The organism is Bradyrhizobium sp. th-b2 (assembly GCF_000426785.1).
Lineage (GTDB): Bacteria > Pseudomonadota > Alphaproteobacteria > Rhizobiales > Xanthobacteraceae > Bradyrhizobium > Bradyrhizobium septentrionale.
Genome location: NZ_KE384570.1, coordinates 84,457 through 108,816, shown reverse-complemented (window position 1 = coordinate 108,816; position 24,360 = coordinate 84,457). Strand labels below are relative to the sequence as shown.

At 64.4% G+C, this 24,360-nt stretch carries 19 protein-coding genes and 1 tRNA gene; 11 read left to right on the top strand and 9 right to left on the bottom strand.

What is annotated here, in order from left to right; translation table 11 throughout:
• The first annotated feature begins 1 nt into the window (after window position 1).
• From K359_RS0149805 to K359_RS60890, 5 genes are read left to right on the top strand one after another with little or no spacing between them, the layout of a single operon-like run.
• Window positions 2-1,879, top strand: a complete 1,878-nt coding sequence (locus tag K359_RS0149805; protein ID WP_371261273.1) for a TRAP transporter large permease subunit — start codon at window positions 2-4, stop codon at window positions 1,877-1,879.
• 43 nt (window positions 1,880-1,922) lie between these two features.
• Window positions 1,923-3,476: an AMP-binding protein gene (locus tag K359_RS0149800; RefSeq protein ID WP_029085553.1), complete on the top strand. Its 1,554-nt coding sequence runs from the start codon at window positions 1,923-1,925 to the stop codon at window positions 3,474-3,476.
• Window positions 3,477-3,521: 45 nt separating this feature from the next.
• Window positions 3,522-4,460, top strand: a complete 939-nt coding sequence (locus K359_RS0149795; protein ID WP_029085552.1) for an AEC family transporter — start codon at window positions 3,522-3,524, stop codon at window positions 4,458-4,460.
• Between the two features lie 31 nt (window positions 4,461-4,491).
• Window positions 4,492-6,204: a thiamine pyrophosphate-binding protein gene (locus K359_RS0149790; RefSeq protein ID WP_029085551.1), complete on the top strand. Its 1,713-nt coding sequence runs from the start codon at window positions 4,492-4,494 to the stop codon at window positions 6,202-6,204.
• Between the two features lie 42 nt (window positions 6,205-6,246).
• Window positions 6,247-6,561 (top strand): SDR family NAD(P)-dependent oxidoreductase, encoded by a 315-nt coding sequence (locus tag K359_RS60890; protein WP_198031307.1) that lies wholly within the window; start codon window positions 6,247-6,249, stop codon window positions 6,559-6,561.
• A 545-nt stretch (window positions 6,562-7,106) separates the two neighbouring features.
• Here K359_RS60890 and K359_RS0149780 read toward each other — a convergent pair.
• The 3 genes from K359_RS0149780 to K359_RS0149770 form a co-directional block, all read right to left on the bottom strand.
• Window positions 7,107-7,183, bottom strand: a tRNA-His gene (locus tag K359_RS0149780).
• 191 nt (window positions 7,184-7,374) lie between these two features.
• On the bottom strand, window positions 7,375-7,809 hold the full coding sequence (locus K359_RS0149775; RefSeq protein ID WP_029085550.1) for a phasin: 435 nt from the start codon (window positions 7,807-7,809) through the stop codon (window positions 7,375-7,377).
• Window positions 7,810-8,101: 292 nt separating this feature from the next.
• Window positions 8,102-8,500 carry a phasin family protein gene (locus K359_RS0149770; RefSeq protein ID WP_029085549.1) on the bottom strand — a complete coding sequence of 133 codons (399 nt, stop codon included), beginning with the start codon at window positions 8,498-8,500 and terminating at the stop codon, window positions 8,102-8,104.
• 338 nt (window positions 8,501-8,838) lie between these two features.
• On the opposite strand from K359_RS0149770, the gene K359_RS0149760 reads away from it, so the two are divergent.
• Entirely contained in the window at window positions 8,839-12,903 is a 4,065-nt protein-coding gene (locus tag K359_RS0149760; RefSeq protein ID WP_029085547.1) for a PAS domain-containing protein, read from the top strand.
• A 494-nt stretch (window positions 12,904-13,397) separates the two neighbouring features.
• On the top strand, window positions 13,398-14,225 hold the full coding sequence (locus tag K359_RS0149755) for a metallophosphoesterase (RefSeq protein WP_029085546.1): 828 nt from the start codon (window positions 13,398-13,400) through the stop codon (window positions 14,223-14,225).
• On the opposite strand, the gene K359_RS0149750 is transcribed toward K359_RS0149755, so the two are convergent.
• Window positions 14,164-14,649, bottom strand: a complete 486-nt coding sequence (locus tag K359_RS0149750; RefSeq protein WP_029085545.1) for a Crp/Fnr family transcriptional regulator — start codon at window positions 14,647-14,649, stop codon at window positions 14,164-14,166. The two genes, K359_RS0149755 and K359_RS0149750, sit on opposite strands and share 62 nt — an antisense overlap.
• A 119-nt stretch (window positions 14,650-14,768) precedes the next feature.
• The gene (locus K359_RS0149745) at window positions 14,769-15,566 is read right to left on the bottom strand and encodes an alpha/beta fold hydrolase (protein WP_029085544.1); all 798 of its coding nucleotides are present in this window, start codon (window positions 15,564-15,566) and stop codon (window positions 14,769-14,771) included.
• Between the two features lie 142 nt (window positions 15,567-15,708).
• On the opposite strand from K359_RS0149745, the gene K359_RS0149740 reads away from it, so the two are divergent.
• The 3 genes from K359_RS0149740 (at window position 15,709) to K359_RS0149730 (ending at window position 19,332) form a co-directional block, all read left to right on the top strand.
• Entirely contained in the window at window positions 15,709-16,362 is a 654-nt protein-coding gene (locus tag K359_RS0149740) for a GntR family transcriptional regulator (protein WP_084518884.1), read from the top strand.
• Window positions 16,359-17,888, top strand: a complete 1,530-nt coding sequence (locus K359_RS0149735; RefSeq protein WP_029085542.1) for an aldehyde dehydrogenase — start codon at window positions 16,359-16,361, stop codon at window positions 17,886-17,888. Before K359_RS0149740 ends, K359_RS0149735 begins: the two co-directional genes overlap by 4 nt.
• A gap of 76 nt (window positions 17,889-17,964) precedes the next feature.
• A complete protein-coding gene (locus tag K359_RS0149730; protein WP_029085541.1) occupies window positions 17,965-19,332 on the top strand; it encodes an MFS transporter in 1,368 nt (455 codons plus the stop codon).
• Between the two features lie 204 nt (window positions 19,333-19,536).
• Here K359_RS0149730 and K359_RS0149725 read toward each other — a convergent pair whose 3' ends face one another.
• The 4 genes from K359_RS0149725 to K359_RS0149710 all read right to left on the bottom strand — a co-directional run bounded on the left by K359_RS0149725 (window position 19,537) and on the right by K359_RS0149710 (window position 22,070).
• Window positions 19,537-19,743, bottom strand: a complete 207-nt coding sequence (locus K359_RS0149725; protein WP_029085540.1) for a hypothetical protein — start codon at window positions 19,741-19,743, stop codon at window positions 19,537-19,539.
• Between the two features lie 298 nt (window positions 19,744-20,041).
• Window positions 20,042-20,686 carry a GNAT family N-acetyltransferase gene (locus K359_RS0149720; RefSeq protein ID WP_029085539.1) on the bottom strand — a complete coding sequence of 215 codons (645 nt, stop codon included), beginning with the start codon at window positions 20,684-20,686 and terminating at the stop codon, window positions 20,042-20,044.
• A 1-nt stretch (window position 20,687) separates the two neighbouring features.
• Window positions 20,688-21,338: a 3-oxoacid CoA-transferase subunit B gene (locus tag K359_RS0149715; RefSeq protein WP_029085538.1), complete on the bottom strand. Its 651-nt coding sequence runs from the start codon at window positions 21,336-21,338 to the stop codon at window positions 20,688-20,690.
• A 24-nt stretch (window positions 21,339-21,362) separates the two neighbouring features.
• Complete coding sequence (locus tag K359_RS0149710) at window positions 21,363-22,070, bottom strand: CoA transferase subunit A (RefSeq protein WP_029085537.1); 708 nt, start codon at window positions 22,068-22,070, stop codon at window positions 21,363-21,365.
• Window positions 22,071-22,313: 243 nt separating this feature from the next.
• Here K359_RS0149710 and K359_RS0149705 point away from each other — a divergent pair, with 243 nt between their 5' ends.
• Window positions 22,314-24,275 carry an AsmA family protein gene (locus tag K359_RS0149705; RefSeq protein WP_029085536.1) on the top strand — a complete coding sequence of 654 codons (1,962 nt, stop codon included), beginning with the start codon at window positions 22,314-22,316 and terminating at the stop codon, window positions 24,273-24,275.
• Window positions 24,276-24,360: the final 85 nt, after the last annotated feature.

Genomic DNA, 24,360 nt, shown 5'->3' with positions numbered 1-24,360 from the left:
CATGCACATCGTGGAGGAAATGACCGCCGGTTCGACGCTCCCCGAGAAGGGCGCGGCCGGCACTTTGCGAAGGATCGAGCGGCTTCTCGCCTCGCTCGTTGGGGTGGCCGCGGCGGCGCTGGTCGTCGCGGAAATCGTCGTACTTTTCGCCGGCGTCTCCTCCCGCTATCTGTTCCGGAAGCCGCTGATTTGGACCGACGAACTGGCCGGCATTCTGTTTCTATGGCTGGCGATGCTGGGCGCCGTGCTGGCGTTTCAGCGAGCCGAACACATGCGAATGACGGCAATCATCGGCATGCTGAAACCGAAGACCCGAGCGCTGCTCGACGTGCTGGCGATTACGGCTCCGCTCGCATTCCTGCTCCTGGTGCTCCACCCGGCCTGGGAATTCGCGACCGACGAAATCGTCGTCACGACTCCCGCACTCGACATTTCCAATGGTTGGCGGGCAGCGGCCCTTCCCATCGGACTCGGCCTGATGACCCTGTTCGCGGTGTTACGCCTGGCGGCGATCGGCGACTGGAAGCTGACCGGCGTCGCGGTCGCGCTCGTAGTCGGGGTCGGCGGCGGGCTCACCTTGTTGAGCCCCGTCCTGATCCCGCTCGGCAACATCAATCTTCTGATCTTCTTCGTCGGACTGGTGGCGGTGATGGTATTCGCTGCGGTGCCGATCGCCTTTGCGTTCGGTCTGGCCACCTTCGCTTTCATTACTCTGACCACGTCAACGCCGGCGACGGTCGTGGTCGGGCGAATGGACGAAGGAATGAGCCATCTGATACTGCTGTCCGTGCCGCTGTTCGTCTTCCTCGGCTTGCTGATCGAGATGACCGGCATGGCGCGTGCGATGGTCGGTTTCCTGGCCAGCCTGCTCGGCCACGTCCGCGGTGGCCTGCAATATGTGCTGGTTGCGGCGATGTACCTCGTCTCCGGAATTTCAGGTGCGAAGGCGGCCGACATGGCGGCCGTCGCACCGGTGCTGTTTCCGGAAATGATCAAGCGCGGCGCCAAGCCCGGCGATCTGGTGGCGCTGCTGTCCGCAACCGGCGCGCAGACCGAAACAATTCCACCGAGTCTCGTGCTGATCACGATCGGATCGGTAACCGGCGTATCGATCGCGGCGCTTTTTACCGGCGGGTTGTTGCCGGGACTCGTCCTCGCAGTCATGCTATGCGGTGTGGTCTGGCGCCGTTATCGTAACGACGACCTCTCTCACGTCAAACGCGCCACAGCGAACGAAATCGGACGCGCGTTGCTGATCGCACTGCCGGCTATCGCGTTGCCTTTCGTCATACGCGCGGCGGTGGTCGGTGGCGTTGCCACGGCGACCGAAGTCTCCACGATTGGCATTATCTACTCGGCACTAGCTGGTCTCTTGATCTATCAAAAATTCGACTGGAGCCGGCTCTATCCAATGTTGGTCGAGACGGCTTCGCTGTCGGGCGCGATCCTGCTCATCATTGGCGCCGCCACCGGAATGGCCTGGGCGCTCACGCAATCCGGATTTTCGTCAGCTCTCGCGACGATGATGACCGGGCTTCCCGGTGGACCCCTGATGTTCTTGGCGGTCACGATTGTTGCCTTCATCATTCTGGGTAGCGTTCTGGAAGGTATCCCGGCGATCGTTCTGTTTGGTCCCCTGCTCTTCCCGATCGCCAAACAGGTCGGTGTCCACGAAGTGCACTACGCGATGGTCGTCATCCTCGCGATGGGTATCGGCCTGTTCGCTCCGCCTTTCGGCGTCGGCTACTACGCGGCATGTGCGATCAGCAGGATCCATCCCGACGAAGGCATCAGGCCGATGCTCGGCTACATCCTCGCGCTACTGATCGGAACCATCGTGATTGCAATCGTTCCATGGTTCTCGATTGGACTCCTGTAATCAACCACCCCTTGCTTCGCGCTTGAGACTTGAGGAGCGGAACGTGAAAGATCTCCTGAACTTCGGACAAATGCTTTCGGTGCATTCGCGGGTCACCCCCAACCGGGTTGGCACCCGCGACCTCGATCGTTCGATGACATTCTCGCAATGGAACGAACGCTCGTGCCGCCTCGCCAACGCCCTGCTCGGTCTCGGTCTTGCAAAGGGCGACCGGGTGGCCATTCTCGCTTACAACTGCGTCGAATGGTCTGAAATATTTGCCGCCACCGCGAAGGCCGGTCTCGTTGCTCTCCCCATCAACTTTCGCCTGATCGGCAAAGAAGTCCAATTCATTGTCGACAACGCGGAGGCTGCAGCGCTGATCGTCCAGGACGAACTCGCCGGCGTAGTCGAGGAAATCCGCAAAGATCTGCCGATCAAGGCAGACCGTTTCATTCACTTCGGCGCCGGCCCATGTCCAGCCGGCTACCGTGCCTATGAGGACTTTCTCGCGGCCGGCAGCGCCCGTGAACCGACAACGATCGTCACGCTGTCGGACCCCTGGACGCTCATGTACACATCCGGCACAACAGGTAACCCAAAGGGGGTGGTGCGCAGTCATCGCAGCGCCGTGCTCCTGTCGATGGTCACCGAAATTGAACTCGGTCTGCACCGCAATGATGGCGCGCTTCTCGTGATGCCGATGTGCCATGCGAACTCGCTCAATTTCTTTGGCTCGTTCGGATATTGCGGCGGCGTCAATTCGATCTATTCACGCAAGAGCTTCGATCCAGAACACTTTGTCCGGACGCTGGCCGAGGGGGGCTCAACCTTCACTTCACTGGTGCCGACTCACTACATCATGATGCTCGGCCTGCCGAAGGCCGTTCGCGACAAGTACAATTATGACGCCGTGACCAAACTGATGATCTCGTCGGCGCCCGCGCGCCCCGAGACCAAGCGCGAAGTCATGGGGATGTTTCCCAATTCCGGCCTGTTCGAACTTTATGGCGCGACCGAAACCGGCTGGGTGACCATGCTGCATCCGCACGAACAGTTCACGAAACTCGGATCGGTCGGTCGCGAATGCGTGGGCGCCGCGCCGATCAAGATTCTGGACGAAGCCGGAAACGAAGTGCCGGACGGGCAGGCCGGCGAGCTGTACTCCTGCAACGCGCACACGTTCGACAGCTATTGGCGCCTCCCGGAGAAGACCAAGGAAGCGTTCCGCGGTGACTATTGCTCGGTCGGCGACATGGCCCGTCGCGATGACGACGGTTACATCCACCTGTCCGATCGCAAGAGCAACATGATCATTTCCGGCGGAGAGAACATCTATCCCTCCGAAGTCGAATCCCTCGTTGGTGCGCACCCGTTGGTCAAGGACGTCGCGGTCATCGGCTTGCCGGACAAGAAATGGGGCGAGCGCGTTCACGCCGTGATCGTACTGCACGACGGCGTCACGCTAAACGAGACCGACTTGCAGGAATGGTCGAAGGAGCGCCTGGCCGGATACAAGCGGCCACGGTCCTACGCTTTCATTGCCGAAAGCGAGATGCCGCGCAACGCGACCGGCAAGGTCCTCCATCGCGAGTTGAAGAAGAAGTATTCGAACTGATCATGGTGGTTCAGCCGAACCATCATTCTCCGGGCTCCGCGCACCATGCACGCCGTACTGAACTCTGCATTACCAGTCTTCGCGCTGATCCTGACCGGGTTCATCTGCGGCTATTTCAGCGTGTTTGATCGGACGGCTACCGACAATCTGAACCGCTTCGCGGTCTATCTGGCGCTGCCTTCGCTGATGTTTGTTGCGATGTCGAAGATTACACCGGACCAGGTACGCCAGTTCGGATTCGCTGGCGCATTTTGCGGCGGCTTTGCTGTGAGTTTTGCCGCGGCGTTTATCATTAGCCGCTTTCGCGGCCGCCACGTCGCCAATGCCAGCATTGAGGGACTGGACGCCGGCTACAGCAATGTCGGCTTCATGGGAATACCTATGTGCCTTTTGGTGTTCGGCCCGGAGAGCGCACCTGTATCGATCATCGCCACCCTTTTCACTGCCTGCGTGCTGTTTCTGTTTGCCGTCGTCATCGTCGAGATCGATCTGCAGCGGGGCGGTAGTATCTGGTCAACCGGTGCCCGGGTGATCGTCTCGGTGCTACGCAGCCCGCTGCTGGTCGCGCCGGTCGCCGGCCTTGCGGTAGGCCTGAGCGGGCTGAAGGTGCCGGCGCCGTTCGAAAGTTTTACCGCCTTGCTCGGCGGTGCCGCCTCTCCGGCAGCGCTGGTTTGTATCGGGCTGTTTCTCGCGCAAGAGCGCGTGGTGAGCACCGACTTCAGGTCGATCGGCATTCTCGTCACACTGAAGCTGATCCTGCAGCCGGCTGTTACGGCATTCCTCGCTTTCTACGTCTTCTCGGTGCCACCGCTGTGGTCGCACTCGGCCGTCATCCTGAGCGCGCTGCCGATCGGATCGGGGCCTTTTACGATTGCTAAACTCTACGGCCTCGAAGCCGGCGTTACCTCCGGCTCGATCCTGGCTTCGCACGTCTTCGCCGTCTTAACCGTCTCACTGCTCGTCGCCTGGCTTGCACCGACTTGATTCTAACCCCTGACACCAATGGAGTCGCACCATGAAAGTCCTTCCCGATAGCGCCGCCGATCTGATCGCGCGTCTGCTGAAGCGTCGTGGCATCACGCGCGTATTTGCGCTGTGCGGCGGGCACATCATGCCGATCTGGATGCGGCTCGATGCTGAGGGCATCCGGATCATCGATGTCCGCGACGAGCGCGCGGCGGTCCACATGGCCCAAGCTCATGCAGAGCTGACCGGCGAACTCGGCGTAGCGCTGGTGACAGCCGGGCCCGGAATGACTAATGCTATTACCGGTATCGCCAATGCACATGTTTCTCGCGCGCCGGTGCTGGTGATCTCCGGAGGCAACCCCCGTCCGCAAGAGAACCGCGGAGGTCTCCAGGATATGGATCACACCCAGTTAGTGCGTTCGATTACCCGCTACGCCCGAACCGTCCGCGAACCGTCACTACTACTGCAGGAACTGGATGAAGCGATCTCGCGTGCTTTCGGTGACGGCGGAGAACCCGGTCCTTCCTACATCGATTTCCCGACCGATACGTTGCGCGGCATCGTGCCGAAGGCTTTGCAGCTTGAGGAGCATCTCTCCGCCAAGCCCCGCACCGTTACGCGCCCGAATTCGGTCGAGGTGGAAAGGGCCGTTGACCTCTTGTGGTCAGCCCGCCGCGTGCTGGTCATTTCCGGCCGAGGCGCACGCGGCGCCGGACCTGAACTGATCGCTCTGCTCGACCGGCTCGGCGCCGTTTACCTCGACACCGGCGAGAGCCGCGGCCTGGTACCCGATAGCCATCCTTCCGTTGTCGGCGCCATGCGCGGCGCTGTCATGAGCGATGCCGACGTCGTTCTGACCGTTGGTCGGCGCCTCGACTTCCAGCTCGCCTACGGGTCGCCTTCGGTATTTCAAGGCGCGAAATTTGTCCGCATCGGTGATACTCCCTCGGAGATGAGGGACAATCGCCGCGGCGCGGTCGAGATCTTCGCCTCTCCCGCCGAGACCCTGCGCTCGATGGTCGAGCATGCGGGAAATCGCGAATCCAAAGTCGATCGGCAATGGGCCGCGAAACTGCGCAGCGGACATGATGAGCGCGCCAAGAAGCTGCAGCAGAGCATGGCGAACGCCCCCAAAGGATCAGATGGCAAGCTGCATCCCAACAAGGTGCTATCGGCCCTTCAGCAGGCTATCGGCAACGACTCAGTCGTGATCACCGATGGCGGCGATTTCCTCGCCTTTGCCCGCGTCGGACTGAGTGCGCCGCTAATGCTTGATCCCGGCCCCTTCGGCTGTATCGGCATCGGCGTGCCCTACGGCATCGCTGCCAGCCTCGCCTTTCCCGAAAAGCCAGTGGTGGTAGCGACCGGCGACGGCGCGTTCGGGTTCAACGCCATCGAGATTGACACCGCCGTTCGCCACAAGGCACCCGTCCTGATCGTCATAGCCAATAATAGCGCCTGGCAGATCGAAGTGCACGACCAGACCGTTACCCATGGCAAGGTGGTCGGCACCCGCTTGCAGGATGCGGATTATGCAGGAATGGCACGATCATTCGGCATGCATGCCGAGCGCGTGGAAACCGAAGAGCAGCTCGGACCGGCGATCCAGCGCGCTCTCGCCAACCGCCCGGCGCTTCTCGACATGGTCGTCACGCCTGAGGCGATCTCGTCCGACGGCAAAACCGGGCTTGCCTGGGTTCCGGATCTGCAGCCGTTGGCGGCGTGGGACGAGGCCGAACGGAAGTGGCGGGCCTCGTGATCCCGACCATTTCACCTCAAACCGAATTTCCGGGAGGTGCCAGTGTTCGAAGTCACCAATCAGCACATGGTGACCGGTGGCTCGAGCGGCTTCGGCCGTCATTTCTCGCGCTTCCTCGCCAGCAACGGCGCCAAGGTCACGCTTGCGGCTCGCCGCGCGATGGCCTTTTCCGCCGCAGTGGACGAGATCAATGGTGCTGGAGGCAGGGCGCAAAGCGTGACGCTCGACGTCACCGTTCCGGAGAGCATCATCGGCCAGTCGAGACCAGCGGGAGGCAGACATATCGCTACCCGAAGTCCTCCTGACGGCGGTCCAGAGCAAGCGATTTGGCGTAAAGTTCGGCGAGCTCGCGCGTGATCGAAAAACCCAACCCGAATCCGGGAGAGCTTTTGTCGAGCCGTTGGCCGCCCTGCATCGCCCGGAACGTCTGCTCTAGAGAAAGTCGGCTCCATCGTCTTCGACGACGAAGACTCCACTCACTTCCACGATGTAGGAGTTCGGTTACTCGGAGCGCTTCGGCACTACCGGTTTTGCAAATTGGTGTGCACCCCGGCGCGTGCGCATGAGCAGGTCATCGATCGGTTTGCCGAGGCTTTTCGACTACAGAAAACAAGGCCGCAGTTTTCACGCCGTCATAGTAGCTACATGGTAGCTATCTGATCGAGCATACGGAGACAACATATTGATTTTGCTGAATAGTTTTGCCTATTGAGCCATTGACCTCCTGTTTTAAAAACAGTTAAACGGGTTTTCACGGACTCCTGCCTTTCGGCCTCGGGCGTGAAAACAGCAATATTATCAAGGCGCAACTTCGCCACACCCCGCTTGTCTTGCCGCGCAATTGGCGACATGGCAGTAGCTAACGGGTTCGAGCGAATACCAGAACAAGATGTTGATTTCACTGGTACAGTTGGGTGGGCTCGAACCACCGACCTCCTGTTCCACAGACAGGCGCTCTAACCAACTGAGCTACAACTGCATCCTGACGCAACGCCCCGACCCGAAGGGGGGCGGCGATTTCGGGCGGAAACTAGGTGCAACGCCGCGCTTTGGCAAGGCTTTAACGCGGGCTTTCGGCCCGCATTTCACGCCGTTGGATAACCGATTTTCAAGCAGAAAGGCCCGGACCGCCTTGGCCCGGGCCTTTCGCTGGTCTCTTGTGGGCTACGCTCAGGCGGCCGGCTTGTAGAACTTCGAGGCGTTGGCCTTGATCGGCTCGGCGGCCTCAGCGGCGACCTTCTGGCCGAGCTCGGCCAGTTCCTTGGCCTGCGCGGTGTAGGTCTCGAACTGCTTGCGGGCTTGCGACGTCCACAGCTCGACCGCTTCGGTCGGCGACTTCACGCTGAACAGCTCCTGGGCGAAGTCGAGCGACGAGGTGGTGTTGGCCTTGAAGAACTCGATCAGCTTGGCCGAATACTCGCTGGCGCCCTTGCTCACCGAGGTGAACACGGCCTCGACGGTTGAGTTGTGGGTCTCGGCAGCATCCTTGAACTTGGCGTAGCTGTCGCGGGCCTGCAGCACGCCCTTTTCAGCGAACGCACGCATCTGCTCGGGGACCTCGAACGGGATGATCGAGGCGGAAAACGGATCGGACGGGTTGGTCATACGTGTAATCCTTCGCAACGGGTGAGTAGATGTGACCATTGCGGACGCCCCGGAGCCAAAGAGGCCGGGAGCGCTGAAATGGATCACGCTGCCTTCGATTCACGGGAGTGCCCTTTGTGTTGGGCCCGCCTAATAAACACCCATATCATGTCAATTTTGTGCAACGCAACGTAAGATCGTGTGCGACGCGTTATTTTTATGTGGCGGAATATAGGGGTACCGCGGCCGACCGGGGCTGGGTGCACCAAGGTCGGCCGCGGTCAGCCGCCGTCAGTTCTCCGTCAGTTCTTCATCAGTTCTTGGGCTTGACCGCATCCATCGCGGCGCGGCTGACGGCCTGGCCCATCTCGCTGGCCTGCTCGGCGAGCGAGCGCATCTGGCCCTGCACATATTCGCTGTGCAGCCGCATGACCTCGTTGAGGTCCTTGGCCTTGAGCAGCGACTGGGCGTAGTCCAGCGACGACTGCACGTTCCTTTCCGCATAGGACAGCGCCTTGGCGGAAAGGTCCTTGGCGCCGGCACGCATCTCCGCGTTGCGCTCCTCGATCTTGCCGGCGGTGTCCCTGGCGTTGGTCACGAACTGCTCGAACGCCTTGCGCGCCTGATCAAAGCTCGCCTCGGCCATCGATCGCATGTCCGTGGGGATTTCGAATTTGGGAATCTCGAAATGGTCACGCGCGTTGTCGCTCATGGTCGTTCTCCCTCGCTTGGTGATCGGCCCGCCGGTTGGCTCCGATGGCCTGCGGCAGGTTATATCGTGGACTGCAATCGCAGGTGTGACGCGGAGCCGCCTGGTTCCGCAATCACCCGCCACGCAGCAGTTGATGCCCGACAACGCCAAACGGCTGTGGATCGTTCAGCCAAGTTAACGTTATCCCGGCTTTGGCTGACGCACTCTCGCCGCGGACATGGACCTGCCGCCCCCCAGTTGCGATACTAACCTTCTGTTAAGGCTGTCGTCCTGCGGCTGCCGGCCCCTTCGGCAAAGCTAAGGAAGAAAGCCCAACCCATGCGGTCAAATCTGGCGTGATCAGCGACGCGGAATTCCAGATCCAGGCACTCGGCGATGTGAGGCTGATGGATCATGCGACGAGCGCCCAGCCGGCATGGCTGTGGTCGGCCGACGGCGCGCGGATCCTGTGGGCCAATCCGGTCGGGGCGCAGGTATTCGGTGCCGCCAATGGCGCCGGATTGGCGAAGCGCGCCTTCGGCCCGGCCGATCCGCATCGCCGCCAGGTCGTCCGCCTCGGCCGCAGCCTCGCCGCGACCGGCGCTATCAGGCTGGAGCGGCTGCCCGGTTTTGGCGCTGCGCCCGGAATGCTCGCGACCTGCGGCTGCGCGCGGCTCGAGCTGTCAGACGGCAGCCACGGCATCCTGGTGTCTGCGCTCAATGCCAGCGGCCGCGGCATGCCGCTCGCCGAGCGGTTGCTGCGGCTGGTGCAGGGGCTCGACCGGCCCGCGGCCGCCTTCAATGCCGACGGACTTTTGATCGCAGCCAATGAGGCGGCGCGGCCGCTGCCGGGCCTGCACGATCTCACCGAGGCCGGCCTCGATGCCGCGCGCGACGCGGCGCTGGCGCAGGGCCGCGCGTCGGCCAGCACAGCTATCGGCCGCGTCGTGCTGCAGCGGATCGGCCGCGGCGCCGATCGCGCGCTGGTCGCGCTGATCAAGCCGGCGCCGCATCTCGCCGTAAAACCGGCGGCGCCGATCGTGCCTGAGCCGGTTGCGCCGGTGACGCCGGCGCCGGAAGCCGCGACGTTAGCAGCGACAGCACCGCAAAAGGCCGCAGCGGCCGAGCCGCCGCCAGCGCCGGCCGTTGTCGAACAACCTGTTGCACAGGACGAAGCCCCCGCGCCGGCGACTTTCACGCTGTTCGATGCGCTGGATCCCGCGCCGGAAGAAGCAGCCACGGCGGAGCCGATCATCGGCGCGACTGAATCCGAGCATGTGGACGCCGCTCTATCTCTCGCCGCGGCAGAACCGGCTCACGCAGCGACAGCACCCGTCGAGACCGCGGCTTTCGACACCACGCCTGATGAAAGTCCCGCCGTCGAGGAGCCGCTGTCGGAAGCGCTGATCGAGATGCCCGCTGAGGCGCAGGCTGAACAGCCCGCGGATGTTGCGACGTCTCCCTCACCAGCAGAGGAGGCGCACCTAGAGCCAGCGCCCGTCGAGACCGTGGCTTTCGACACCACGCCTGACGCAACTCCTGCGTTAGAGGAGCCGCTGTCGGACGCGCTCATCGAAGTGCCCGCCGCAGCGCAGGTCGAAGAGTCCGCGGAATTTACTTTAACGCCCGCGCCAGCCGAACAGACGCCGGTAGAAACTGCGCCCATCGAGCCCGCGCATCTCGACACCGCGCCCGACGAAACTCCCGCCGTCGAGGAGCCGCTGTCGGAAGCGCTGATCGAGGTGCCCGCTGAAGCGCAGGTCGAAGCGCCTGCGCCTGAGCCCCCGCGCGATCTCGAGGAGACGGCAACCGCGCCGGCCGCCGCGATATCATCCTCGCCGGCCGATCACGCGCCCTCGCCCTATGCGATCGCGGATGCGCCGCCTCCACCACCCGCCGCCGAGCCGGAGCCCGCGACGCCAGCGCTGATGAAGACTCCATCCTGGCTCGACGAGCCGTTGCCGGTGCGGCGGCATCCGCTGCGCTTCATGTGGCAGATGGACCATGAGGCGCGCTTCTCGCTCGGCTCCGACGAATTCACCCGCCTAATCGGCCTGCACACCGCCGCCGGCTTCGGGCGGCTGTGGAGCGATATCGCCGCGAGCTTTGGCCTCGATCCCGAGGGCCGCGTCATGCAGGCGTTCGCCAGCCACGACACCTGGAGCGGCATCACGCTGCACTGGCCGGTCGACGGCGGCGGCCGGCTGCCGGTCGAACTGTCCGGCCTGCCGGTGTTCGATCGCAACCGGAATTTCGCCGGCTATCGCGGCTTTGGTGTGTGTCGCGACCTCGACGGGCTTGCGCGACTCGCAGCAATGCGCCGCTATGAGTTCTTCAGCGGCTCGATCTCGCCGCAATCCTTGTCGGCCGATGTCGCGCCTGTGCCGCGCACCGATGCGCCGCCCGGCCCCGCCGCCCCGCCGCATGACAATCCTCCGCCGCACGCGGAGCCGCCGCCCGACACGACCGCAGCCGCACCACCCGAGGAATTGACCGAGCCGACAGCAACAAAAACTTCACACCAAGCCGATCCGGAACACGCCGTGGAAACGAACGAGGAAACGCACGAAGTGCGTCAAGACCCGCCACCGAACGTGGTGCAGTTCCGCCCCGCCGGCGACACAAGGCCGCCGTCGCTGACGCCGGTCGAGAACAACGCCTTCAACGAGCTCGCCCGCCAATTATCAGCGCGGCTCGAGAGCGAGGCCGGCCTCACCGCGTCGACGAACCAGAGCGCCGCCGCGGAGCCGGTTGCCGAGGAGCCCGACCCGGGCGAGGCGCGCCAGGAGGCGGAGGCGCAGCAAGAGACGGTCGCGCAGCAAGCGTCGCCGGCCGACCCGCAAAAGGTCAGTTGGCTCGCCGCGGCCGAGCCTGCGCCGCGCGCCGACTCCCGGCGCGACCGCGCGCTGCTCGATTTGCTGCCGGTCGGCATCCTGATCTACCGGCTCGACCGCCTGCTCTATGCCAACCACGCCTTCCTCACGCGCATGGGCTATGACAGCCTGCACGGGCTGGAAGCCGCCGGCGGGCTCGACGCGCTCTATGTCGAGCCGGGCGTCTCGCAGGCGAGCAGCACCTCCGGCACCGGCACGCCGGTCACGATCTCGGCCAACCAGAATGGCGGCAACTCCGGAGAGTCCGTATCTGCGGAAGCGCGGCTGCACACCATCACCTGGGACGACGATTCCGCGCTGGCGCTTATCTTCTCGCGCACGCTCGAGGAAGATGCCGCGGTCGCCGCCGCGCTGTCCGATCCCGAGCCTGCGGCCGCGATCGCGGAGCCGGTGCTTGCGCCACCTGAGCCGCAGGCCGGCCACGCCGACGCCGAGGAGCTCGGCGCGATCCTCGACACCGCGGCCGAGGGCATCATCATGTTCGATGCCGAGGGCAACATCCATTCCTGCAACCGCAGCGCCGAGGCGCTGTTCGGCTATGACGGCGACGAGTTCATCGCGCACAACCTCGCCGATTTGTTCGCGCCGGAGAGCCAGCACGGCATCCGCGACTATCTCGCCAGCGTGAAATCCGCCGGCGTCGCCAGCCTGCTCGACCACGGCCGCGAGACGCTCGGCCGCGTCCGCCAGGGCGGCATCATCCCGCTGTCGGTGACGATGGACCGCACCCGCGCCGACGGGCCGAACTTCTTCGCCGTGTTCCGCGATCTGTCGCAGGCAAAGCGAAGCGAGGTCGAACTGCGCGAGGCGCGGCGGCTCGCCGAGCGCGCGGGGAACGCCAAGACCGACATGCTGGCGCGGATCAGCCATGAGCTCCGCACCCCGCTCAACGCCATCATCGGCTTTTCCGAGGTGATGATAGGCGAACGCTTCGGCGCGCTCGGCAACGAGCGCTATGTCGAATACATGAAGGACATCCGCGCCTCCGGCGAGCGGGTGATCGCGATCGTCAACGACCTGCTCGACCTGTCGCGGATCGAGACCGGCAAGCTCGACCTCGCCTTCACCAACCAGAACCTCAACGAGATGGTGGAGAGCTGCGTCGCGGTGATGCAGCCGCAGGCCAACCGCGAGCGCATCATCATCCGCACCTCGCTCGCGCACACGCTGCCGCCTGTCGTCGCGGACGCCCGCGCGCTGCGCCAGATCACGCTGAACCTGATCGGCAACTCGATCCATCTCGCCAATGCCGGCGGCCAGGTGATCGTCTCGACCGCGCTGTCGGATTTCGGCGAGGTGATGCTGCGCGTGCGCGACACCGGGCAGAGCCTCAACGACAACGAGGTCGCCGCCGCGCTCGAACCGTTCCGCGCGCCGACGCCGTCGGATCAGGCCGGCTCCGGCGGCGTCAGCCTGTCGCTGACCAAGGCGCTGGTCGAAGCCAACCGCGCCAAGTTCCAGATCAAGACCGGCGGCCGCACCGGCACGCTGATCGAGATCGTGTTCTCCCACGCCACCGCAAGGGCGTGAGGGGGCGGCGCGCGCACACAACTGAGGTCTTCGGCACGCGCGTGTGGCTTATCGTCTGCGCCAGTTGCGTGAGGGACGCACCGGCGGAAGGGTTCCCTCTCCCCTTGTGGGAGAGGGTTAGGGAGAGGGGTGCCACACGGCATGCTCTCTCCATCTAATATTCTTCAACGCCACGCGGCCGAGATTGTGAGACCGCCTCTCACCTCGATCATCTCACACCCGGGGCCACCCCTCTCCCCACCCTCTCCCACAAGGGGAGAGGGATCCTGGCCAGCGTGCTCACCTCACTTCGTTTGAGCAGCGCGCATCTGAGTTCGGATCACGCCTGAATTCGCGCCCCACCGCCCAAACAGCACGCATGACTTGCTCGACTGCGAAAATCTGTCGCGCACGGACCCGCGCGGCACGGCATAAATCTTGCTGCAATTCAGATTGTTTGAAGTTCATTGCCTTAGCAATCCACCCCCATTGTCCCAAGCATTTGGATTTGCCGGATGCGCTGCCTCGTCGTCGCCGACTTGCATTACTCGTTGCCGCAGTTCGACTGGCTGCTGGCGGCCGCGCCGCAATTCGACCTGGTGATCTTCGCGGGCGATGCGCTCAACCTCGGCTCGGCGGTCGATTTCCGCGCCCAGATCGTGGTCGTCACGAAATACCTGTCGCGGCTCGCTGGCCTCACGCGCGTGATCTTCTGCTCGGGCAATCATGACCTCGACGAGCGCAACGCAGAGGGCGAGAAGGTCGCGCGATGGGTCGCCGGCATCAGGGAATCCGGCGTGGCCTGCGACGGCGACAATCTGACCATCGGCGACACGCTGTTCACGGTATGCCCGTGGTGGGACGGCCCGCTGGTCAAGGCGCGGATCGACGACCAGCTGCGCGAGGCAGCCGCCATCCCGCACCGCCGCTGGGTCTGGGTGCATCATGCCCCGCCGGCGGATTCCCCGATCAGCTGGGGCGGCAAGCGCTTCTTCGGCGACGTCGAACTGCTGCGCTGGATCGAGCGCCACCATCCGGCGATGGTGATCTCTGGCCATGTGCATCAATCGCCGTTCATCCCGAGCGGCTCGTGGTTCGACCGCATCGGGACCACCTGGGTGTTCAATACCGGCCTGCAGCCGGGCCGGCCGCCGGTCTACATCGTGCTCGATCTCACCCAGGACAAGGCGTTCTGGCTCGCCGCCGGCGATGCGCAGATCGTCGATCTCAACGCCCCCCTGCATCGGCCGGCAACGCCGCTGCACGAGGCGCCGGACTGGCTCACATCCTTGGATCGGATTGCCGATCCGAGCCTGGCGCGACCTGCATCGGCGGCAGGTTGATCATGCTCTGCAGCACCTCGCCGACCATCGCCAGATGGGTGCCGTGGTCGGCATATTGGTGCATCAGGTCGGCCAGATAGGTCGTGGCGACGTGCAGCCGTTGCGCCAGCAGCTGCGCGATCAGCAGCGCGACCGCAGGCTGCTCGCGCAGGAACGACGCCGCGTCGTCGAATTCATACAGGACGCAATCCGACGCCGTGCGCACCTTCGCGCTGTGCGGCCGGTCGAGCAGCACACTCATCTCGCCGAACACCGCGCCGGGCTCGTCGATCACGGCGACCAGACTTTCGCCTTTCACAACCTCCACCTTGCCCTCGAGCAGCACGAACAGGTGACCGGTTTTGCCGCCCTCCTCGATGAAATCGGTGCCGGCCGGCAAGCTCCGTTGCGTCGCTCCACTGCAGTGATCAAGGATCGCGCGCATCTGGTTTCGCCTCCGTGTCCGCCAGATTAGGCAGAGATGCCGTCGAGGTGAAACGGATTAGCTGGGCGTTCTGCCCAAATTGTCGGCAGGCCGCGGCGCGGGCGCGAGCGGCGGCGCCGTCACGCAGTGGGCGCGGCTTGCTTGATCGACAGGAAATCGCCGATCGTATCGAGGAACAGCTTTGGCGATTGCAGCTGCGGGACGTGCGCACATCCCGGAACGACCCTGAGCTCGGCTCGCGGCAGTCCGGCTGCCAATTCGTATGACATCGGCGGCGGCGTCGCCTCGTCGTATTCGCCGACCACCACAAGTGTCGGGACAGTCACGCCAGCGAGTTCGGCACGCAGATCGAGGCTCGCCAGCGCATCGCAGGCCGCGCAGAACACGTCGGGATCAGTGCGCAAAAAGGCTTCGCGGCGATCCTCCATTAGCGCCGGATGCTGCACCTGGAAATCCGGTGCGAACAGCCGGCGCATCGCAACGTCGGTGATCGCGGCGAGCCCCTTCTCGCGGGAAACTCTTGCCATGGTGCGAAACGCCTCGCGGCCCGGCTCGGAGAACGCAGCTCCGGTGTCGGCGAGGATCAGCCTGCTCGCGAGCGCCGGGTGGCGGATCGCCATCTGCAGTGCGACGAACCCGCCATAGCCATTGCCAAGCACGACGGCCGGCATGCCATCAGCCGCATCGTGCACCGCCTCCGCCATCCGGTCGGCGATGGCAACAAGGCCGCCTTCGATCGCGGCCGATCGGCCAAATCCCGGCAGTTCCGCCACGATGGTCCGGAACGACCGGGCCAGCTCCGGCACAATCGCATCGAAGCTCGCGCGGTCCGACAGCAGGGAGTGAAACAGGAGCAGCGGCGGCCCCTCGCCCGACTGGGCTGCGTTGACGGTGCGGTTGGCGAAAAGCCTGTCCATTGCCGGTCTCTTTCCAAATCGGGCCGAGGGCCTCGAGGCCCCTTTCGCGACGATTGATAAATCAAATCGAGCTGATTTCAAGCATTTTAGGCTTGACGTGATATTTCACAGATTGCAGTTTGGTGGCGGGAGCCTGAACACTATGATCCTTTTGCGCGACAATATCTACGAAAACCTGCGGTCTGATATTTTATCATGCCACTTCGCCCCAGGCGATGAAATGCGCGAGCAGGAGTTGGCGGAGCGCTATGCCGTCAGCCGCCAGCCGGTCCGGGACGCCCTGCTGCGGCTCGAACGCGAGCATCTTGTGACGGTGCAGCCCCGCCAGGGCTACCGGGTCAATCCGATCTCGCTGTCCGACGCGCGTGACCTGCTGCGCTTTCGGCTTGCGCTCGAGCCGGCCTGCGTCGCCGAAGCGATCGAGAGTGCGCCAGACAGCATCCTGAAATCACTCGATGAATTCCGCCGCTTCTCCGGCAGCCATGAGGACTTCATCGCCTACAATCGCGGCTTCCACTCTGCGCTGGCGCACGCATCGGGCAACCGCCGGATGGCGGCGACGCTCTGCGACCTGATTGGTCAGGCCGACCGGCTGGTGCGCGTCAGCGTCTCCAACCTGAAGGGCCACGATCCGGCGAAGCTCGTGGCCGAACACGTCGCCCTGATCGACGCCATGCAGCAGCGCGAGGGGCGCACCGCGGCCCGCATCATCAAGGCGCACATCGCCGCCACCGAAAAGCGCGTCCTGCCGGCGCTCAAGCGCAACGCCGTCATCGTCGAAGAGAGGTCAGCATGAACATTCCGTCGAAGCCCGCGACGATCGAGGTCGAGATCCATGGCAATTTCATCGACGGACGCGAGGTCGAGGCCGGAGTCGGCGAGCTCTTGGACGTCCGCAATCCCGCGACCGGCGACGTCATCGCCCGGATCCCGAATTCGACCGCTGAAGACATCGACCGCGCGATGAAGAGCGCGCGCGCGGCGTTCGAAGGCAGGGCATGGGGCGGAATGGATACCCGCGCGCGTGCGCGGCTCGTCAACAGGCTCGCCGACGCGTTCGAAGCCAATCTCGATACGCTGTACCGGCTGGAGACGTTGAACAACGGACGACCCGTCAACGAGACCCGCGCGCAGCTGTCGCGGCTGCCGGATTTCTTCCGCTATTTCGCCGGCGTGGCGCTGTCGCGCCGCGATTCCGTCATCCCGGTCGAAGGCTCCTATCTGAACTACACGCTGCGCACGCCGATCGGAATCGTCGCCAACTGCACGCCGTTCAATCATCCGCTGATGATCCTGTGCAAGTCGCTTGCCGTGGTGCTGGCGACCGGCTGCGTCACCGTGGTCAAGCCGTCGGAATACACGCCGCTGACGACGCTGAAGCTCGCCCAGATCTTCAACGAGGCCGGCCTGCCTCCCGGCGTCTTCAACATCGTGCTCGGCCTCGGCCAGAGCGCGGGCAAGATGCTGGCCGAGCACGGCGACATCGACAAGCTGGTGCTGACCGGCGGCACCGAAGCGGGCCGCATCGCGGGCAGCGCCGCGGCGAAGGTGTTCGCGCACCAGACCATGGAGCTCGGCGGCAAGACGCCGGTGATGATCTTCGACGATTTCGACGTCGACCGCGCCGTCAACTATGCCGCATTCGGCGCCTTCATCGGCGCCGGACAGACCTGCGTCTGCGCGTCGCGCCACATCGTGCAGGCCTCGATCTACGACGAGTTCGTCGAAAAGCTGAAGGCCAAGACCCGCACCATCCGCATCGGCGATCCCTTCGATCCGAACACCCAGCTCGGACCCGTGATCTCGGCGCGCCAGCGCGACCGCGTGCTGACCTATGCGCGCTATGGCCATGAAGACGGCGCGCGGCTCCTCACCGGCGGCGTCGCCGCCAAGGTCGCGGGTCACGACAACGGCTATTTCGTCGAGCCGACCGTGTTCGCAGACGTCAAATCCGACATGCGGATTTTCCAGGAGGAGGTGTTCGGTCCCTTCACCTCGGTGACGCCGTTCAAGGACGAGGCCGACGCGCTCCGGCTCGCCAACGACTCGCCGTTTGGCCTCGCCGCCGCCATTCGCACCCGCGACGTCGCGCGCGCCCATCGCGTTGCCGCCGCGGTCAAGGCCGGCATCGTCTGGATCAACGACCATCACCGGCTCGATCCGGCCTCGCCCTGGGGCGGCGTCGACGATTCCGGCATTGGCCGCGAATGCGGCACCGAGAGTTTTGACGACCATTTCAACACCAAGAGCGTGATGGTCGCGACCCACGAACAGCCGTTCGATTGGTACCGCGACACGGCCAGCCAGCGCCGTTTGAACTAGCCACAGTCAGGCAAGCGGCAAACGCCCACAGATGGCGGGCCGCATCCACGAGGAAACAGTCAAGGAGAGAGCGTACATGTCGACATCGGTCAACGCAGGCAGCCGTCTCGATCGGCTGCCGATCGGACCATTCCATCGCCGCATCATGATCCTGATCGGGATCGGGATGTTTTTCGACGGCTTCGACATCTATATCGCCGGCACTGTGCTCGGCGTGACGCTGAAGACCGGGTTCTCGACGCTCGCCCAGAACGCCGCGTTCATCTCCGCAACCTTCGTCGGCATGATGCTCGGATCATTCGGCACCGGGTTCCTTGGCGACCGTTATGGCCGACGCTTCACCTACCAGTTCAATTTGCTGCTTTTTGGCATCGCGTCTCTGGCGGCGGCGTTTGCGCCGAGCATGGCTTTCCTGATCGCCTGCCGTTTCGTGATGGGCGTCGGCCTCGGCGCCGAGAACGTCGTCGGCTATTCCACGATGACCGAGTTCGTGCCGGCCCGAAGCCGCGGCAAGTGGCTCGGCTTCACCGCCGTCTGCGTCGTGACCGGCCTGCCGGTGGCGCTATTGGTCGCCTCCATCGTCGTCCCGCACTTCGGCTGGCGCGCGATGTTCGTGCTGGGCGGCGTCGGCGCCTTGATCGTGTGGTACCTGCGCAAGTCGCTACCGGAATCACCGCGCTGGCTGGAGGCGGTGGGACGCACCGCCGAGGCCGAGGCGCTGATGCAGTCGATCGAGAAGGAAGCAGCGCAGGGCCGCCCCTTGCCGGCCCCCGCCACGGCAACGCCGGCGCCGGTGTCGCCCGATCTCGCCACCCTGTTCACGGCGCCGCTGCTGTCGCGCATGATCGTCGGCGCGATCTGCCTGATCACCATCAATACGCTGCTCTACGGCTTCGTGACCTGGCTGCCGGTGTTCTTCATCAAGCAGGGCCTTTCGGTCGCGACTTCGTTCGGCTATTCGCTGCTGATGGCGCTCGGCGCGCCGATCGGCTCGGCGATCGGCGCCCTCACTGCCGACCGCTGGGGCCGCAAGCCGACGATCATCGGCGCATCGCTGGTCACGATCATCCTCGGCGTGATCTATCCGATGATCTCGGATCCATTCCTGCTGCCGGCCACAGGCTTCGCGCTGACCGTGCCGATCTATGTTTTGGTCGCGCTGCTGTTCGGCATCTATATTCCCGAACTGTTCCCGACCGAGGTGCGGCTGCGCGCGTCCGGCATCGTCAACACGCTCGGCCGCGGCGCCACCATCGTGACGCCGTTCCTGGTCGTGATGCTGTTCGAAGCGCGCGGCGTCGCCGGCGTGATGGCGCTGATGATCGGGCTGCTCATCGTGCAGATCATCACGGTATGGGCGCTCGGCATCGAGCCGCGGCACCGCAGCCTCGAGGAGCTCAAGGGCGAGGAAGCGCCATCCGCGGTCCCGCAGGAAGCGTCGTGAAACGGTGGGTGCTCCTGCAGCCCACCGCATGATCGTCAAGCATTCCGGCGCCAGACCATGATCCGGAAAAGTGCGAAGCGGTTTTCCGAAAAGATCATGCTCAGACAAAGAGCGAAAGCGCGATGACGATTCAACCCAATCTCATCGCGCTTTAGGCCGGAATGCTTGAACCGAGATACGCGCGACGAGCAACGCCGTATCGCTCTACGGCTTGATCTCCAGCGTTTGGCGCTTGCCGGCAGCGACGGAGAACGGCTTTTCCACCTTCTGGCCGTCGGCATAGGTCGCGACCGCGACGTAATCGCCGGCGCCGAGCGCGACGTTGACGGCTGCGTCATAGGTCACCGAGACGCGCTTGCGCTCGTCATTGATGTCGCGTTCGGTCGCGAGAATGCGAAGTTGCGTCCTCATCCACACCTGTCATCGCCCGGCTCGACCGGGCGATCCAGTACGCCGCGGCCTCTCGGCTCAAGCAGCGGCGTCTCTGGAATACTGGATCACCCGCTTTCGCGGGTGATGACACTGAACAGGCTGTTTGACATGTGAATCGGAATCCCATTGTCGTCCTGGCGAAAGCCAGGACCCGTTACCCCAAATCTCAATTGTTGCGCGGCGCTGCGGCCGCGATCCCGTTCACAAGCAAATTCGGTGGTTATGGGTCCTGGCTTTCGCCAGGACGACGGCGGTGTGTGTGGCCGCGCGCCGCCCCTCACATCCCGCGCGCAAATCTGCGGAAGCCCGGCGCGCCGGTCAGCGCCTCGAATGCGGCGTCGCGCTTCTCTTCGGCGAAGGAAAAACCGGCTTGGGCGTAGCAGCGCTCGGCCGCTTCGTTGCCGATCACGAACGAGATCGACGCCTGCGCAAAGCCCGCGGCCTTGCCGTCGGCGAGTGCGCGGGCGATCAGGGCCTGCACCAGGCCGCCGCCACGATGCGACGCTTCGGTTGCAACATGCTCGATCAGCCAGTCGCCCTCGCCGCCCTGAACCCAGCAATTGCGGGCATAACCGCCGCGCGCGACGATGGCGGCCGGATCGGCCCCGATCTGTGGCGCCACCTCCTCGATCGCGGCGCGGGCCGCGACGACAGTGCCGGACGCGGGCAGCGCGCACAGCGCTGCGGCCGGGGTGCCGTCGACTTCAGCAATCAGGAAATGGGCGACGTGATACCATGACCGCACCCGCGCAATGGCGAGCCGCGCCATGAAGTCGAGGCAATCCGGCTCAGGACGATCCAGCGCGATGTCGGTCCAGCCGCGCGGCAACGGGCCGCGCTGCGCGGCCAGCACGATGCGGGCGATGAAGGTGGCGTCGGCGGATCGTGCGGGACGGATCGAGGATCGTCCCGCCCCACACATCTCAGGTGTTCTTCAGCGCGACGCGGAATTCGGCCTCGGTCTTGGCCTTGACCTCGTCGAGCGTGACGCCGTCGGCGAGCTCGATCAGCGCCATGCCGTCCTTGCCGTGCTTGTCGATGGTGAACACCGCAAGATCGGTGACCACCATGTCGACCACGCGCTCGCCGGTCAGCGGCAGGTTGCACTGCTTGAGCAGCTTGGCGCCGTCCTTGGCGGAATGCTCCATCACGACCACGACGCGCTTGACGCCGGCGACGAGGTCCATGGCACCGCCCATGCCCTTCACCATCTTGCCGGGGATCATCCAGTTGGCGAGGTCGCCATTCTGCGCCACCTGCATGGCGCCGAGGATCGACAAGTCGATATGGCCGCCGCGCACCATGCCGAAGGATTCGGCCGAGGAGAAATAGCTGGTCGAGGGCAGCTCGCTCACCGTCTGCTTGCCGGCGTTGATGAGGTCGGCGTCAACCTCGTCCTCATAGGGGAACGGGCCCATGCCGAGCATGCCGTTCTCGCTCTGCAGGCTGACGTCGATGCCGTCGGGGATGAAGTTCGAGACCAGCGTCGGAATGCCGATGCCGAGATTGACGTAATAGCCGTCGCGCAACTCCTTGGCGGCGCGGGCGGCCATCTGTTCACGGGTCCAGGCCATGAGGCTCTCCTGAAGGATTATGTTTTAGGCTGCGGGACGCGGGCGGGTGTTGCGGAATTCGATCCGCTTGTTGCCGGTCCCGACCTCGATGATGCGTTTGACGAAGATGCCGGGGGTGTGGATGTGGTCCGGGTCGATCTCGCCGGCCGGAACCAGATGCTCGACCTCGGCGACGGTGACCTTCGCGGCGGTGGCCATCATCGGGTTAAAGTTGCGGGCAGTCTTGCGGTAGACCAAATTGCCGGCGGTGTCGCCCTTCCAGGCATGGACGATGGCGACGTCGGCGAACAGGCCGCGTTCCATGATGTACTTCTCGCCGTCGAATTCCTTCACTTCCTTGCCTTCGGCGATCAGCGTGCCGACGCCGGTCTTGGTGTAGAAGGCCGGGATGCCGGCGCCGCCGGCGCGGATGCGCTCGGCCAGCGTGCCCTGCGGGTTGAACTCGAGCTCGAGCTCGCCGGCGAGATATTGCTGGGCGAACAGCTTGTTCTCGCCGACATAGGACGAGATCATCTTCTTGATCTGGCGTGTTTCCAGCAGCCGGCTGAGGCCGATGCCGTCGACGCCGGCATTGTTGGAGACGACCGTCAGCCCCTTCACGCCGGAGTCGCGGATCGCGTCCGACAGGGTTTCGGCGATGCCGCAGAGGCCGAAGCCCCCCGACATGATCATGATGCCGTCCTTGAGGAGACCATCGAGTGCCGATTTGGCGTCGGGATAAACCTTGTTCATGCAGCAAATACCTGATGGAGGGCGCGGAACGGCTGTGACCAGCGGATTATTAGGCGGAATCTTCGCAGCGCGTCAATCACGGCCCGTACGGCGACCGGCGGCCGCCCGCGGCAGCAACATGGCCTTGAAAGCGACAAGAAAACCCTTCAAGTTGCGTGGGTTGGCACCGGCTACCATTGCGCAGCCGGCAGTGTTCGACGACGACCCCACAAAACTCAACCCGACCCGGATATGTCATTGACGATGGCCCAAGGAATTAAGCGCCTGGGGATGCCGATCGCGGCTCTTTTAGGCTTGGTGCTCGTCGGGCTGGTGGGAACGTCGTGGTTCCTCAACCGGGACGCGCTGCAGCGCGCGGTCGAAGCGCAGATTCGCGCCGTGACCGGGCTCGAACTCGTGGTCAACGGCCCGATCGATGTTTCGGTGTTTCCGGGCAGCTATGTCTCCTTTCATAATGTCGGGCTGAAGGGCGCCGACACCATCGGTCCCGCCCTGCAGGTCGATGTGCTGACCGCCAATCTGCGCCTGCTGCCGCTGTTGTTGCGGCGGTTCGAGATTGCCGACGTCATGATGCTGCGCCCGCATATCCGTGTGGTCCGCGACGGCGCCGGCGAGAGCAACTGGACACCATTCGTCGAGACCATCGCCAAGACGATGACGCCCGGCGCCGAGAACCAGGTGTCGTTCTCCGAAATCCGGATCCAGGACGGCGAGCTGAATTACCAGGATGGGACCAACAACATCTCCGAGCAGCTCGGCGATATCGATCTTTCGTTGGCTTGGCCCTCCATATCGCGTTCCTTTGCCGCAACCGGCCAGTTCGACTGGCGCGGCGAGCGCGTCGACGGCTCGATCAGCGCCAGCGATTTCGTCGCGCTGCTGTCGGGCGACCGTTCCGGCCTCAAGGCCCGGCTCGCCAGCGCGCCGCTGAAGGTCGCATTCGACGGAACCGTCGCCAACCGCACCAGCCTGATGATGGAAGGTGTCGCCACCATGGACTCACCGTCGCTGCGCAACGCGTTGCGCTGGATGGGGCAGGCGCCGCCCGGCGGCGGTGGCGGGTTCGGCCGCTTCGCCCTGAAGGCCCGCGCCAATGTGGTCGGCGGCTCGGTCGCGCTCACCAATGTCAATGTCGAGCTCGACGGCAATGTCGCCGAGGGCGTGATGACCTACGCCAATAACGGCCGGCAGACGCTGCAGGCGACGCTTGCCGCCGGCAATCTCGATTTCACGCCCTACATCTCGACGTTCCGCCTTTTGGCCAGCGGCCAGCGCGACTGGAACAGGCAGCTGTTCGACCTGACCTCGCTGTCGTCGACCGATCTCGACATGCGCCTGTCGGCCGCCAAGGTGACGGTCGGCCCGTCCAAGCTCGGCCGCACCGCGTTCGGCGCCAATCTGCGCGGCGGCGCGCTCGCGCTCAGCGTCGGCGAGGCGCAGATGTATGGCGGCATCGCCAAGGGCTCGTTCGCGATCGCGCGCTCGGATGCGGTGGCCGACGTCAGGGCCCAGTTCCAGTTCACCGATGTCGACTTGCAGGCCTGCGCCAGCGAATTGTTCGGCATCAACAAGCTGTCCGGCCGCGGCAACCTCAACGTCTCGCTGACGGCCTCGGGCTCGAGCCCGTTCGGGCTCGCCTCATCGCTGGACGGCACCGCAACGCTGAACGGGCATGATGGCGCGATCGCAGGCTTCAATGTCGAGCAGCTCTTGAAGCGGCTGGAGAAGCGGCCGCTGTCCGGCGGCGGCAATTTCCGCTCCGGCTCGACGCCCTATGACAATCTCAGCATCTCGGTGAAATTCGCCGACGGCGTCGCCACCGCTGACGACATCCGGGTCGAGAGCCCCACCGCGAAGATCACGCTGACCGGCACCGCCTCGGTGCCGTCGCGCGAATACGATCTCAAGGGCGTCGCCAGCCTGACCTCGACATCCGCCGGTGGCAACGCGTTCGATCTGCCTTTCGTGATCCAGGGCCCGTGGGACGATCCGCTGATCTTCCCCGATCCGGAAAGCCTGATCCGCCGCTCGCCCGCATCCGCCCCGCTGCTCGATGCGGTGAAAGATCGCAAGACCCGCGACGCGGTGCGCTCGGTGATCGAGCGCTTCACCGGCGGAGCCGCGCGGCAGCCGGCAGCGGATGCTGCGACCGGCGCGCCCGCCGGCGCACCGGCGACGGCAGCCGACAATGCGAAGTCGAACTGATCGATCCATTCAGTTTCCGCATCGATGCACCGGGACTGATCCACGCCCTGCCGCGAGCCCCCTACAGAAGTCGTCGATGCGACAT

What these genes read in the sequence shown, in the direction of transcription:
- K359_RS0149805 (WP_371261273.1), top strand. Translation starts at nt 2, where the DNA reads ATGCACATCGTGGAGGAAATGACCGCCGGTTCGACGCTCCCCGAGAAG.
- K359_RS0149795 (WP_029085552.1), top strand. Translation starts at nt 3,522, where the DNA reads ATGCACGCCGTACTGAACTCTGCATTACCAGTCTTCGCGCTGATCCTG.
- K359_RS0149790 (WP_029085551.1), top strand. Translation starts at nt 4,492, where the DNA reads ATGAAAGTCCTTCCCGATAGCGCCGCCGATCTGATCGCGCGTCTGCTG.
- K359_RS0149775 (WP_029085550.1), bottom strand. Translation starts at nt 7,809, where the DNA reads ATGACCAACCCGTCCGATCCGTTTTCCGCCTCGATCATCCCGTTCGAG.
- K359_RS0149770 (WP_029085549.1), bottom strand. Translation starts at nt 8,500, where the DNA reads ATGAGCGACAACGCGCGTGACCATTTCGAGATTCCCAAATTCGAAATC.
- K359_RS0149755 (WP_029085546.1), top strand. Translation starts at nt 13,398, where the DNA reads ATGCGCTGCCTCGTCGTCGCCGACTTGCATTACTCGTTGCCGCAGTTC.
- K359_RS0149750 (WP_029085545.1), bottom strand. Translation starts at nt 14,649, where the DNA reads ATGCGCGCGATCCTTGATCACTGCAGTGGAGCGACGCAACGGAGCTTG.
- K359_RS0149745 (WP_029085544.1), bottom strand. Translation starts at nt 15,566, where the DNA reads ATGGACAGGCTTTTCGCCAACCGCACCGTCAACGCAGCCCAGTCGGGC.
- K359_RS0149740 (WP_084518884.1), top strand. Translation starts at nt 15,709, where the DNA reads ATGATCCTTTTGCGCGACAATATCTACGAAAACCTGCGGTCTGATATT.
- K359_RS0149735 (WP_029085542.1), top strand. Translation starts at nt 16,359, where the DNA reads ATGAACATTCCGTCGAAGCCCGCGACGATCGAGGTCGAGATCCATGGC.
- K359_RS0149730 (WP_029085541.1), top strand. Translation starts at nt 17,965, where the DNA reads ATGTCGACATCGGTCAACGCAGGCAGCCGTCTCGATCGGCTGCCGATC.
- K359_RS0149725 (WP_029085540.1), bottom strand. Translation starts at nt 19,743, where the DNA reads ATGAGGACGCAACTTCGCATTCTCGCGACCGAACGCGACATCAATGAC.
- K359_RS0149720 (WP_029085539.1), bottom strand. Translation starts at nt 20,686, where the DNA reads ATGTGTGGGGCGGGACGATCCTCGATCCGTCCCGCACGATCCGCCGAC.
- K359_RS0149715 (WP_029085538.1), bottom strand. Translation starts at nt 21,338, where the DNA reads ATGGCCTGGACCCGTGAACAGATGGCCGCCCGCGCCGCCAAGGAGTTG.
- K359_RS0149710 (WP_029085537.1), bottom strand. Translation starts at nt 22,070, where the DNA reads ATGAACAAGGTTTATCCCGACGCCAAATCGGCACTCGATGGTCTCCTC.
- K359_RS0149705 (WP_029085536.1), top strand. Translation starts at nt 22,314, where the DNA reads ATGGCCCAAGGAATTAAGCGCCTGGGGATGCCGATCGCGGCTCTTTTA.